The sequence below is a fragment of the Chromobacterium sp. IRSSSOUMB001 genome (genome assembly GCF_023507765.1).
Taxonomy (GTDB): Bacteria; Pseudomonadota; Gammaproteobacteria; order Burkholderiales; family Chromobacteriaceae; genus Chromobacterium; species Chromobacterium haemolyticum.
On sequence record NZ_JALCYU010000017.1, the window covers coordinates 70767 to 83403 of the forward strand.

Below are 12637 nucleotides of genomic sequence, written 5' to 3' on the forward strand. Positions count from 1 at the left end.
CCACACTGCTAAACCAAAGGCATGAAAAAACCCGGCCGTGGCCGGGTGGTTTGCACTGGAGTGAAGCGCGCTCAACGCGGCCGGTCGCCCAATATGGTGGCACGGTGCATCACCCGCCGCTGCGGCAGGTAATCCGCCACCGCGTAATGCTGGGTGACGCGGTTGTCCCAGAACGCCAGATCGTTTTCCTTCCAGCGCCAGCGCACGGTGAATTCCGGCCGCGCGGCATGGGCGAACAGCAGGGCCAGCAGGGCATCGCTCTCGCGCGGCGCCAGCTCCAGGATGCGGGTGGTGAAGCCCTCGTTGACGAACAGGCCTTTGCGGCCGGTGACCGGGTGAGTACGCACCACCGGGTGCACCACCGGCGGATGGTCGCGGCTGGCCTGTTGCCAGCGCGCGTATTGCGGCGTGTCCTTGAAGCGGCTTTCCGGGAAGGAATGAATAAAGCTGTGCTCGGCGCTGAGACCGTCCAGCAGCGCGCGCAAGGCTGGCGACAAGGCCTCGTAAGCGGCGCTGTTGCTGCTCCACAGCGTGTCGCCGCCCACGTCCGGCAGCTGCCGCGCCGACAGCACCGCGCCCAGCGGCGGGGTGGCGATGAAGGTGACGTCGGTATGCCAGTTGTCGTTGTCCGGCAGATTGTCGACATGGGTGTCCAGCACGATGATTTCCGGCTGCTCCGCCACCGTCGGGTAGACCGGATGCAGATGCAGATCTCCGAAGCGGGCGGCGAAGTCGCGCTGCTGGCGCGGCGTCAGCGGCTGGTTCTCGAAGAACAATACCTGATGGCGCAGCAGCGCCGCTTCGATCGCGTCGCGCTCGGCGCCGGACAGCGGCGCGCTCAAGTCGACGCCGGAAACGATGGCCCCCAGGGCCGGACTGATGGCTTGCAGTTGCAGGCTCATGACTGTGCTCCTTATCCGCTCAGCGGATTCAAATCCAAAAAATCGAAAACCCGCTCAAAACCGTTCCGGCGCGGCCCAGCCGGCGAAGCGTCGCTCCACCCAACGCAGCCCCAGCTCCAAGGCCAGCGCGATCCAGGCGATGATCAGGATGCCGGCGATCACCGCGTCGGTGACCAGGAACTGGGCGGCGGACTGCACCATGAAGCCCAGGCCGCGGGTGGCTGCCACCAGCTCCGCGGCCACCAGCGTGGACCAGCCCACGCCCAGGCCGATGCGCAGCCCGGTCAGGATTTCCGGCAGCGCGCTGGGCAGCACCACCAGCCGCAGCAGCTGGCCACGGCTGGCGCCCAGCGAGCGCGCGGCCTGCAGCCGCGCCGGGTCCGCGCGGCGCACGCCGGCGGCGGTGGCGATAGCCAGCGGCGCGAAGATGGCGAGATAAATCAGCAGCACCTTGCTCGCTTCGCCGATGCCGAACCAGATCACGATCAGGGGCAGATAAGCCAAGGGCGGCACCGGCCGGTAAAACTCGATCAATGGGTCCAGCGCCGCATGCGCGCGCCGGCTCAGGCCCATCAGCATGCCCAGCGGCACCGCGGTGGCCGCGGCCAGCAATAGCGCCAGGCCCACCCGGCCCAGGCTGGCGGCGGCGTGACGCCACAGGCTGGCGTCCATGAAGCCGTTGACCGCCAGGTCCGCCAGCCGCGCCGCCACCTGGGCCGGGCCGGGCAGAAACAGCGGCGACACCAGGCCGCCGGCGCTGGCCGCCCACCACAGCAGCAGCAGGCCGCCCACCGACAAGGCGGTGGGCCAGCGCCGACGCCAGGCGGCGAAACGGCCAGCGAGAGGGACGGGAGGATGGGCCGGCGGCGGCGCGCTTAGCTCGGCCTGCGCGGCCGGGCCCAATTCAGTCAGTTCAAGCGGCGGCATGGTCGGCCTCCTCCGCGCGGAAAATCCAGTCCAGCAAATGCTCGCGCATGGCGATAAAGGCGGGATCGGCCTTGATCGAGCGCGCCGATTCGCCGGCGGCGTAGCGATGGGCGAAACCCAGCTTCTGCCTCAGCGCGATGCGGCCGGGACGCGGCGTCAGCACCAAGAGCTCGGTGCCGAGGAACAGCGCCTCCTCGATGCTGTGGGTAATCAGGAAAATGCCCTTGCCGCTGCGCTGCCACAGGCTGAGGATTAGCGACTGCATCTTTTCCCGGGTCAGCGCGTCCAGCGCGCCCAGGGGCTCGTCCAGCAGCAGGAAGTCGGGATCGGCCGCCAGCGCGCGCGCCAGGCCCAGGCGCTGGCGCATGCCGCCGGACATCTGACTGAGCGCGTGGCCGGCGAAGGCCTCCAGCCCCACCCAGCCCAGCATGCGGCGCGCCTCGCGCCGCCGCTGCTCGCGCGGCACCCCGCGCAGGCGCAAGCCGAAGGCCACATTGTCCTCGGCGTTGAGCCAGGGCATCAGCGCGTCGTCCTGGAACACCACGCCGCGGTCCGCTCCCGGTCCGCGCACCGGCCGGCCGTTGGCCAATACCCGGCCCTGGCTGGGCGTCTGAAAACCGGCCATCAGCCCCAGCAAGGTGGACTTGCCGCAGCCGGACGGCCCCAGCGCCACCACGATTTCGCCGGAACGCAGCTCCAGCGACACCCGGTCCAGCGCCTGCACCGGGCCGGACGGGCCGGCGTAGCTGACGCCGGCGTTTTCCACGATCAAGCTCGCCATCGCGGCCTCCTGGCGCTCAGCGCGGCTGCGCCAGCCGCACGAAGCGCGGCTCGACATAGGCTTGATAATCCGGTAGCACCGCTTCCACCTTCTTCTGCTCCTTCAGGAACAGCGCGGTGTCGCGCAGCGCCTTGGCGGTGCCGCCGCCCAGCAAGCGCGGCGACAGCTGCTCCTGCGCCAGCGGGAAGCGGCTGCCGGCCAGCAGGCCGGGAATCTGCGCCGGATCGGCCCCAGTCAGCCGCGCGATCTTGGCCACCTGCGGCGAGCCGGCGCTCCAGGCCGCCGGCTTGGCGCGGTAATCGGCGAAGGCCTGCAAAGTCACCTTGGCGAAGGCGGCCAGCGCCTGCGGCTGGGCGGCGGCGAAATCCTTGCGCGCCACCCAAGCTTCGAAGGTGGGCGCGCCCCATTGCCCCACTTGTTCGGAATTGACCAGCACCGAGCCGGTTTTCAGCGTCTGGCTCAGCGCCGGGTCCCAGACATAGGCGGCGTCGATGTCGCCGCGCTGCCAGGCGGCGCTGATCTCGGACGGGCGCAGATTGACGATGGACAGCTTGGCCGGGTCCAGCTTCCAGTGTTTGAGCGCGGCCAGCAGGCTGTAATGGGTGGTGGAGACATAGGGCACCGCCACCTTTTTGCCGATCAGGTCCCGCGGGGTCTTGATGCCGCTGCCCTTGCGCGCCACCAGCGCCTCGGAGTTGCCGATCTCGGCGACGATCAGAAAGGTCTGGATCGGTAGTTGGCGGGTGGCAGCGGCGCTGAGCGGGCTGGAGCCCAGATCGGCGATATGCACGTCGCCGGAAGCCAGCGCGGCGAGCACTTCCGCGCCGCTCTCGAACTTGCGCCACTGCAGCGGCCGGCCGATGGCTTTTTCATACAAGCCGTCGGCCTGGGCCACTTTGGAGGGATCGACCCCGGTCTGGTAGCCGATGACGATGGGCGCCTCGGCGGCGTGTGCCGCCAAGGCGAGGAAGGACAGGCTGGCGAGGCTGAGCGCCAGCAGGGAACGGCGGGAGATGAACATGGACATGGCGAGTTCCTGAACAAGGGGGACTCAGCACACTATAAAAGCCATGTTTAATATCAAAAAGTAATTAAATTTGCTTTCAATATTCCAAATAAATCAATAGCGTATTGGAGCCTGTTCAAAGTCTCGCGAGCAAGAGCGCGACAAGGCGAAAACGAGCGAAAAAGCGGAATGTACAAGTGGTACATGAGCATTTTGAGCTCGTTTTTAACGCCGTATCGCCGAAGCGCAGCAGGCTTTGAACAGGCTCTTACCAGTTCACCTGATCATTCAACGTCAGCCCGCCGGCCGGCGCCTGCAACACGCGGTTGCCGGCGCGCTGCTCCCAGCTCACGCTGCCGTCGGCGTTCTTGCGGTAGTACTTGTACTCGATGCGCTGGCCGGCCGGCAGATTGACCCGGGTCTTCCACAGCGGGTAGGCCGCCGCGTCCGCCGGCAGGCCCAGGTCGGTGTTCCAATTGCCCAGAGCGCGCGCCGCGCCGGTCACGTACAGCTGCTGCCCCCAGCTGGTCTCGGCGGCAGCCTGGATCTCCACCGTCGCCTCTCCGGCCTTGGGTTCAACGCGGCAGGCGTAGTAACGCGCGCAGGCGGCTTCCGGCAGATCGACGACGCGGCCGGCGCGGATGGAAGCCAGCAGGCTGATGTATTCGCCCATCGCCCAACTCAGCGGCGCGATCGAGCGGGTGGGCGTGCCGGCGCGGTTACCGGCCGGCGTCTCCACCGCCCAGCCGTCCGGCAGCACCGCGCTGTGCGGCCACACCTGCTCCGGCAGCATGCCCTCAGGCGTGGCCAGCTGTTTCAGCGCGGCCAGATACGGCTGGCCGGCCGCGCCGCCGCCCTGGCGCGCAATTTCATAGATGCCGCGCTCGGCGGTGAAGATGGGCCACAGCCGGCCCACGCCGCTGCCGGCGAAATCACCGCCGTCGTTGCGCTCGCCATAACCGTCGAAGTTGTAGCGGAACCAGGCGTTGACCGGCAAAGCCGGCACGCCGGGCAGTTCCAGCCGCTGGCCCAGCACCGCGTCGTAAATGCCCAGCGTGGCGAGCACAGCCGGATCGTCGGCGCGCTTCACCCCCATGCGCACCAGTTCCAGGAAGCCGCCGTCCACCACCCGGCGCGCGTCGCGGCTACCGCCGCCGTTTTTCACTTCCAGCGTTTGCGGCGTATCCGGCCCCAGCGCCGGCGCCTGGCCGGCGCGGCTGGCTCCGCCTGCGCGCGCCGACGGGTTGAGGCGCAGATAATAACGGCCGTCGCCAAAGCCGCCGCTGCGGGTGAAGGTCCAGGCGTCCACGTTCTGCTGCCAGTAATCGGCGGCGGACAGATAGCGCGCCGCGCTGGCGTCGTCGCCGTTGGCGCGGGCGATGTCGGCGGCGGCGGCCAGCCCGGCGATCTGCGCCGCCAGCGTGGACGGCGAGTAGCCGCTGTTCTCCTCCCAGCGCTCCTGATAGGTCCACGGCCCGGCGTTCAGGATGTAATCGGCGGCCAGCTTGATGCGCGGCCACAGCGGCGAATACACCGCCGGCCCCTGCCGCCAGGCCAGCAGGATGGGCATGGCCTGCTCGTCCATCTGGGTCCCCTGCCAATACTGCGCGCCGCTGACCCAGGCGTTTTGCGGAAAACGGCCGTTGCGGCTGAAGCCGTCCGGGCAGCCGGCGGCGTCGTATTCCGCCGCGCCGCAGTCGCGACGCTGCTGCAAGGTATTGAACAAATAGTCCGTCACCCGCGCGGCGGTGGCGCGGTCGCCGGCGGTGAGCAGGGCGTTGGCGAACTTGAACAGGTCGCGCGGCCACACCAGATGGTAGCCGCCAGCGTTGGCGTCGCCCTGGGTCGCCCCCCACGGCGTGCCCAGGCCGGCCACCATCGCGCCGCTGGCCTTGTCCTGCATGGTTTTCAGCGTCATCGCCGCCAGGTAGTAGCCATCGTCGGCGCTGCCGCCCTGATCGGACAGGCCGGCGGCGTAGGCCTGCCAGCCGGCGTCGTAGCGCCGCTGCGCCGCATCCAGATCACCGCCCAGGGCGGCGGCGGCCGTGTCCAGCGCCTGCCCCTGGCTGGCGCCGAATCCCAGCACCACGTCGAAGGACACGCTGGTGGCGCGCGGGTCGCCCGCATCCAGCCAGCCCATCTGCGCCACATTGCCGTTGCCGGCGGAATCGAAGGTCCAGTCCATGCGCTTGTCCGCCGCGCCGCCCAGCAGATCGGTCCAGCCGTCGCTCAAACCGACAAAACCGCTGGACAGCATGCGGCGGCCGTTCTGCGTCTTCCACGGCAGGCTGCTCAGCAGTGCCGAGGCGCGCTGATTGTGGCTGGCCGCCAAGGCCGCGTCGCCGCCGGCGCGCGCCAGGGTGGCGGCGCTATTGCCGGCGCCGGCATTGTCCAGATAAGGCTTGAACAGCAAATAGAGTCGGAAATCGCCGACGCGGCGGCCGTCCAGCGCGCTGAAGGTGACGCGCTGGATCAGCGCGTCGCGCGCCGGATCGGTGAAGATGCGCTTGCTGATGCGCCAGTGATGGGCCGCGTTGCCGGTCTGCGCCTGCCAGCTCATGCTGCGCGGATGCAGCCGCTGTACGCGGTAGTCCTGCCGCTTTTCCTCATCGACGAAACCGCCGCCGGCGTCGCCCACCAGGAATTGCAGGTCCACCGCCGCCTGGGTGTCCACCGCCGGGTAGAACACCTCGGAGACCACCCCGCGATAGCCGGTAAAATACACCCGCGACGGCCCCTCCGCCGCCACGCCCACGAAAGACTTGGCCGCCGGGCCGCGCACCGCCGTCAGCCCCGGCGCGCCAAACGCCTCCCCGGCCTGCGCCGCGCCGCTCAAACTTCCCGCCAGCAGGGCCAGGCCCATCCATTGCTTGATCATGTCCGCTCGCTCCTGAATTTGGCTGGGAGCGTAGCAAAGCAACATACAAATGTCATTTCATGCCAGAACAAAACCCAGCTGTTTCAAGCATCGAGCGCCGGCAATGAAGCGATAAAACACTCAAACCCTCTCACGCTCAGCATTTGCCAGCTTTCTCCGCTTTCGGCTCGTCTATAAAACAATGTCATGCAAATCAAATAGACGCCGCCACCCCGGCCGCACAAGGAGAAAACGCTATGGGCTTGAATGCCATCACCCCGGACGACCATCGCTACGAAACGCTGAAAAAAGGCTTCAATCTTCGCTGGCCGGCAGCTGGCCAGGCCGCGGGCGGCATCATCATCTGCAGCGATGAAGCCGAGGCCGTCGCCGCTCTGCAATACGCGCTTGACCACAAGCTCAATCCCACTATCCGCAGCGGCGGCCATTGCTACGAAGGCTTCGTCAGCAACAATCCCGGCGGCCTGATCATAGACATCGGCCAGCTCTCCGGCCTACGCCGCGACGTGGCGGCGGACGGCCGCCGCTACGGCTTTCAGCTTCTAGCCGGCAATCAAAACTGGGACGGTTACGTTGGCCTGTACAAACTCACCGGTAAGACCGTGCCCGGCGGCTCCTGCTACTCAGTGGGCGCCGGCGGCCACATCAGCGGCGGCGGCTACGGCCTGCTGTCGCGGCTGCAGGGCCTGACCGTGGACTGGTTGAGCGCGGTGGACATTCTGCTTGCGGACGGCGGCAAGGCGCGCAAGGTGCACGCCCGCGCCGACAATGAATTCGCCGACTTGCTCAAGCTGTGCAAGGGGGCAGGCGGCGGCAATGTCGGCCTGATCACCAGCTATTACTTTGACGATTTGCCGCCGGCGCCGCAGCAGGTGGGCGTGCAGCTCTTGCAATTCGACTGGAACGACTTCAAAGACTTAGGCCGCTTCACCGACTTGCTGCAAACCTATGGCCAATATTGGCAGGAGGCGGACAGCGAGCCCGAAGGCTACGGCCTGTTCAGCCTGCTCAAGCTCACCCACATCAGCGCTAAAAACCTGGGCCTGGTGGTGCAATACACCGACAGGGACGGCAAGCTGAACCACACCGCGCCCTTCAACGATTTCTACCAGCGCATCAAGCAAGTGACCCGGCCGCAGTTGCTCAATACCTACCTGCCCGGCGGCGGCCACCTGCCCCATATTCCGCACCGCTCGCAGCCCAAAAACGCCGCTCCCTTGCCGGAACACGCGCAGGCGATGGACTGGCTGTACGCCACTCAGACGCTGAACGGCTCCGGCAACAACCAGCGCGGCAAGTACAAATCCGCTTACATGAAGCAGAACTTCTCCGCGGAAGAATGCAAAGCCATCCACCTGCATCTGACATCCGATCCCGACAACCAGGACCTTGCCCAGTCGCTGCTGCAAGTGGATTCCTACGGCGGCGCGATCAACCACCGCGGCGCCGGCAACAACGGATTCGACCCGGCCGACAACCAGACCGCGGTGCCTCAGCGCGCCTCGGTAATGAAGTTGCAGTACCAAAGCTACTGGACCGACCCGGCCAACGACGCTGAGCATCTGCGCTGGATGCGCGACTTCTTCGACGCCGTCTACGCCGCCGACGGTTTCAACGGCACACCCTATCCGGCCTCGGCGGCCTTGCCGGACTCGCCCTATGAGGGCTGCTACATCAACTACCCGGACGTGGACATGTTGAACGGCGCGCGGCCGGGCACGCCCGGCTATAGCTGGGGCGAGCTGTATTACGGCGCGCTGTATCCGGAGCTGGTGGCGATCAAGCGCAAATACGACCCGGGCAATGTGTTCAAGCACGCGATGTCGCTAGGCGCGGAGTAAGTCTCTCTGCGCGGGATGGGGCCTCTTCAGTCCCGCTCCAGCGCCTGCGCCAGGCTATAGCCCTCGGCCAGCCAGAACTCCGGCCCAGCCGCCTGGATGCGCCGGATCGCCTGATCCATATGGCGCGTCGCCGCCTGCCGCGCCGCCTCGGCGTCGCCGGCGGCGATGGCGTCGACAATGGCCGCGTGTTCGGCGTTGACCTCGGCCAGCATCGTCGGATCATTGCTTTCGAACGCGCGCAACACGGCGACCGCGCCGCGCAGATGAGCTGCCAGGTAATCCATGGTCTCCAGCAGGAAGGGATTGCCGGCGGCCTGGGCGATACAACGGTGCAGGGCCACGTCTTCGTCCACCCCGCTGCCGGAACGGCTGGCCGCTTCCACCGCCGCCTGCGCGGCGCGGATCGCCTTCAAGGCGGCAGGGTCGCGCCGCAACGCCGCCAAGCCGGCCGCCTCGGCCTCCAGACCCCGCCTCACTTCCGCCATCTGCACCACCGCGCTGACCGAATGCGCCTCCGTCGCGCCGAAATTCAGCGGCGCCCGGCCCGGCGCCAACACCAGCACGCCATAACCCTGCCTCGACTCCACCAAACCCAGCGATTTCAACTGCGACATCGCCTCGCGTACCACGGTGCGGCTGACCTTGAATTGCTGTGCCAGTTGCGCCTCGGTCGGCAGCTTGCTGCCCGGCGTCCAGGCGCCGTCGCGAATGCCGCCCGCCAGCGCCTCAGCCACCTGCTCGGATAATCTTGCCCCCGTCTGGGCTTGCTGAAACATCATTGTCACAAGCGTTTCCCCCTCCCATGCCTGCCGCTCGCCGGCGCGTAGCAGCCACTATAGCACCCCGCCCATCGCCCCTTCGCGACGAGGCCGATGTTGGCATTTGGCGACACTCCCTTGCCGCCAGCGGCCGCCGACGACGTGACTCGCCTCAATTTGTATGATAACCATACAACATGAACGAAGCCCTTTCGTTCGCCAGACAGGCTGCATCCCTTTCTCACCGACAGGAGTTGCCCATGTTACTAGGCGTCATCGCCGACGACTTCACCGGCGCCACCGACATCGCCGGCATGCTCGCCCAAAGCGGCATGCGCGTCACGATCCGAACCGATCTACGCCACCCGCCCACCGCCGACAGCGACGCGGTGGTCATCGCCCTCAAATCCAGAACCAATCCGCCGCAACAGGCGGTGCGCGACTCGCTGGCGGCGCTGGAATGGCTGCAAGTCCATGGCGCGCTGCGCTACTACTTCAAGTACTGCTCCACCTTCGACTCCAGCCCACGCGGCAATATCGGCCCGGTGGCCGAAGCGCTGCTGCAAGCGCTAGACGCCGACTTCGCCATCGCCTGCCCGGCGCTGCCCGACAACGGCCGCACCGTCTACCAGGGCCATTTGTTCGTCGGCACAGAACTGCTGTCCGACTCCGGCATGCGCGATCACCCGCTGACGCCGATGCGCGACGCCAATCTGGTGCGCGTGCTGCAGGCGCAAAGCCACGGCAAGGTGGGCCTGCTGAGCCGCGCCACGGTCAGCCAGGGCGCGGCTGCCATCCGCGCAGAATGCGCTCGCCTGCGCGGCGGCCAATACCGCTTCGCCATCGCCGACGCGCTCGACAATGCCGACCTATTCGCCCTCGCCGAAGCCTGCGCCGAACACCCTCTGCTCACCGGCGGCTCCGGCCTGGCGCTCGGACTGCCGGCCGCCTATGCAGCGCGGCGCTGGTTCCAGCCCGCGGTCGCGGCCGGCCCGTGGCCACCGGCTGACGGCGCTGCCGCGGTCTTGGCCGGTTCCTGCTCGCAAGCCACCCAGCGCCAGATACGCCATTGGATCGCGGCCGACCGCCCCGCCTGGCGCTTGGACCCATTGCGCCTGGCCACCGGCCAGACCGGCGCCGGCGAAGCCTTGGACTGGGCCGCCACACAGCGGCAGCCGGTGCTGATCTACGCCAGCGCGCCGCCGGAAGACGTCGCCGCGGCGCAGCTGGCTTTAGGCCCGGAGCGCGCCGGTCAGCTAGTGGAAGCCTGCCTGGCGGACATCGCCCGCGGTCTGGCAGCCGCCGGCGTCCGCCGCCTGGTGGTGGCCGGCGGCGAAACCTCGGGCGCCGTCGTTCAGGCCTTGGGCGCGGAGACGCTTCGCGTCGGCCCGGCCATCTGCCCCGGCGTGCCCTGGACACAAGCGGAGGGCCGGCCGCTATGGCTGGCGCTCAAATCCGGCAACTTCGGCGCCGACGATTTCTTCAGCGCCGCGCTTGGCGACAGCCACTGAACCGAGAGAGCACGATGCATCCAGACCTATTCCATTTACGCCGGGAGATTTGCCGCGTCGGCCAATCGCTGTTTCAACGCGGTTATGTCCACTCCAGCGCCGGCAATATCAGCGCCCGCGTGCCAACCGCCGCCGGCGGCGGCCTGCTGATCACTCCGTCCGACGCCTGCCTCGGCTTTCTCGAGCCGGAAACGCTGGCCTGGCTGAATGCCGACGGCGAGCGCCTGGCCGGCCCGCCGCCCAGCAAGAGCCATCTGCTGCACCAGCGCCTCTATGATCTGGAGCCCGATGCCGGCTGCGTGCTGCATACCCACTCCAGCCACTTGGTGGCGCTCAGCCTGCTGCGCGCTTGGAACGAAACCGATCTGTTGCCGCCGCTGACGCCGTATTACGTGATGAAGGTGGGCCATGTGCCTTGCATCCCCTACCTGAGTCCCGGTGATCCGCATGCGGCGCACTGGCTTGCCGACACCCTGACCCGCCACCGTGCCAAGGGCCTGCGCCTGCGCGCGGTGATGCAGGAGCGGCTGGGCCCCACCGTCTGGGGGCCCAGCCCGGCCGCCACCATGGCCACGCTGGAAGAACTGGAAGAAAACGCGCGCTTGTGGCTGCTGACCCAGGGACAGCCCACGCCCTTGAGCCCCGCGCAGATCGACGACTTGCGCCAACGCTTTGGCGCCAGTTGGTAAGCCTCGTACCACTTTGTAAGGAGAGCAGAATGGATGCCATCGCACCTCAAGACACCGTCGGCTCGCAGCCCGGCGCCGCGCTGTATCGCAAGATCGCCTGGCGCATCATGCCTCTGTTGATGCTGTGCTATGTCGCCGCCTATCTGGACCGGGTCAACATCAGCTTCGCCAAGCTGCAGATGAGCCGGGACCTGGCTTTCAGCGACACCATCTTCGGTCTGGGCTCCGGCATTTTCTTTCTGGGCTATTTCCTGTTCGAAGTGCCCAGCAATCTGGCGCTGAACCGGATCGGCGCGCGGGTGTGGATCGCCCGCATCATGATCACCTGGGGCCTGATTTCCGCCGCCTTCGCCTGGGTGGAAACGCCGGCGGCCTTCTACACCTTGCGCTTCCTGCTGGGCGCGGCCGAAGCCGGCTTCTATCCCGGCATCATCCTCTACCTGACCTACTGGTTCCCCTCCCATCGCCGCGCGCGCATGGTGGCGCTGTTCATGTCCGCCATTCCCTTGTCCGGCATTTTCGGCAGCCCCTTGTCCGGCTGGATCATGGACGGCATGGCCGGCATCGCCGGATGGGCAGGATGGCAATGGATGTTCGTGCTGGAAGCGGTGCCCGCCGTCTTGCTGGGCCTGGTGGTGCTGCGCTGCTTGGAGGATTCCGCCGAGCGGGCCCATTGGCTGACGAAGGAAGAGAAAACGCGGCTAAGCGCCGAACTGGACGCCGACAATGCCCACAAGCCGCCGCGCGGCAGCGCGCGCGACGCTTTCGCCGACCGCCGCGTCTGGCTGATGTGCCTGATCTATTTCTGCTTCGTCATGGGTCAGTACGGCGTCACCTTCTGGCTGCCCAGCTTCATCCGCAACACCGGAGTGGCCAGCAATCTGGCCATAGGCCTGCTCAGCGCCATCCCCTTCCTCGCCGCGGTGCTGGCGATGAATCTGCTGGGCCGCAGCGCCGACGCCCGGCGTGAACGCCGCTGGCACCTGGCGCTGCCGGCGCTGACCGCGGCCGCCGGCTTCGTCGCAGTGGCGCTGTTTCCGGACAGCACCGCGTTGTCGCTGCTGGCGCTGTGCCTGGCGGCCGCTGGCGTGCTCAGCTGCGCGCCTCTATTCTGGTCGTTGCCCACGGCTTTTCTCAGCGGCGGCGCGGCGGCGGCCGGCATCGCCATCATCAACTCGGTGGGCAATCTGGCCGGTTTTGCCAGCCCCTTTCTGGTGGGCACGTTGAAAGACCTGACCGGCAGCAACGCCGTCAGCCTGACACTGCTGGCGCTATGCCTGGTGATAGGCGCGCTGGCGGTGCTGAGAATCCCCGCCACCCTGGTCAACCGCTAGCCTTCAAGGA

The 12637-nt window shown here is 67.4% G+C and carries 10 protein-coding genes; 4 read left to right on the plus strand and 6 right to left on the minus strand.

Annotated elements, in window-relative coordinates:
- Positions 1-71: 71 nt before the first annotated feature.
- The 5 genes from tauD to MOV80_RS19860 form a co-directional block, all read right to left on the minus strand.
- Positions 72-902: a taurine dioxygenase gene (gene tauD / locus MOV80_RS19840; protein WP_161523029.1), complete on the minus strand. Its 831-nt coding sequence runs from the start codon at positions 900-902 to the stop codon at positions 72-74.
- 54 nt (positions 903-956) lie between these two features.
- Entirely contained in the window at positions 957-1829 is an 873-nt protein-coding gene (tauC, locus tag MOV80_RS19845; protein ID WP_249605417.1) for a taurine ABC transporter permease TauC, read from the minus strand.
- Entirely contained in the window at positions 1816-2610 is a 795-nt protein-coding gene (locus tag MOV80_RS19850; RefSeq protein ID WP_043592509.1) for an ATP-binding cassette domain-containing protein, read from the minus strand. The genes tauC and MOV80_RS19850 overlap by 14 nt, the downstream gene beginning before the upstream one ends.
- Before the next feature lie 16 nt (positions 2611-2626).
- Positions 2627-3637: a taurine ABC transporter substrate-binding protein gene (tauA, locus tag MOV80_RS19855; RefSeq protein ID WP_249605418.1), complete on the minus strand. Its 1011-nt coding sequence runs from the start codon at positions 3635-3637 to the stop codon at positions 2627-2629.
- Between the two features lie 247 nt (positions 3638-3884).
- On the minus strand, positions 3885-6494 hold the full coding sequence (locus tag MOV80_RS19860; protein ID WP_249605419.1) for a glycoside hydrolase family 15 protein: 2610 nt from the start codon (positions 6492-6494) through the stop codon (positions 3885-3887).
- A gap of 236 nt (positions 6495-6730) precedes the next feature.
- On the opposite strand from MOV80_RS19860, the gene MOV80_RS19865 reads away from it, so the two are divergent.
- Positions 6731-8335, plus strand: coding sequence for a BBE domain-containing protein (locus MOV80_RS19865; RefSeq protein WP_249605420.1), 1605 nt, complete (start codon positions 6731-6733; stop codon positions 8333-8335).
- A gap of 26 nt (positions 8336-8361) precedes the next feature.
- On the opposite strand, the gene MOV80_RS19870 is transcribed toward MOV80_RS19865, so the two are convergent.
- Entirely contained in the window at positions 8362-9114 is a 753-nt protein-coding gene (locus tag MOV80_RS19870) for an FCD domain-containing protein (protein ID WP_249605438.1), read from the minus strand.
- A gap of 239 nt (positions 9115-9353) precedes the next feature.
- Between MOV80_RS19870 and otnK the strand changes: the two genes are divergently transcribed.
- Genes otnK through MOV80_RS19885 form a run of 3 tightly spaced genes read left to right on the plus strand, consistent with a single transcriptional unit; the run spans position 9354 to position 12627 of the window.
- Entirely contained in the window at positions 9354-10604 is a 1251-nt protein-coding gene (otnK, locus tag MOV80_RS19875; protein ID WP_249605421.1) for a 3-oxo-tetronate kinase, read from the plus strand.
- A gap of 14 nt (positions 10605-10618) precedes the next feature.
- Positions 10619-11293 (plus strand): aldolase, encoded by a 675-nt coding sequence (locus MOV80_RS19880; RefSeq protein ID WP_249605422.1) that lies wholly within the window; start codon positions 10619-10621, stop codon positions 11291-11293.
- 29 nt (positions 11294-11322) lie between these two features.
- Positions 11323-12627, plus strand: a complete 1305-nt coding sequence (locus MOV80_RS19885; protein WP_249605423.1) for an MFS transporter — start codon at positions 11323-11325, stop codon at positions 12625-12627.
- Positions 12628-12637: the final 10 nt, after the last annotated feature.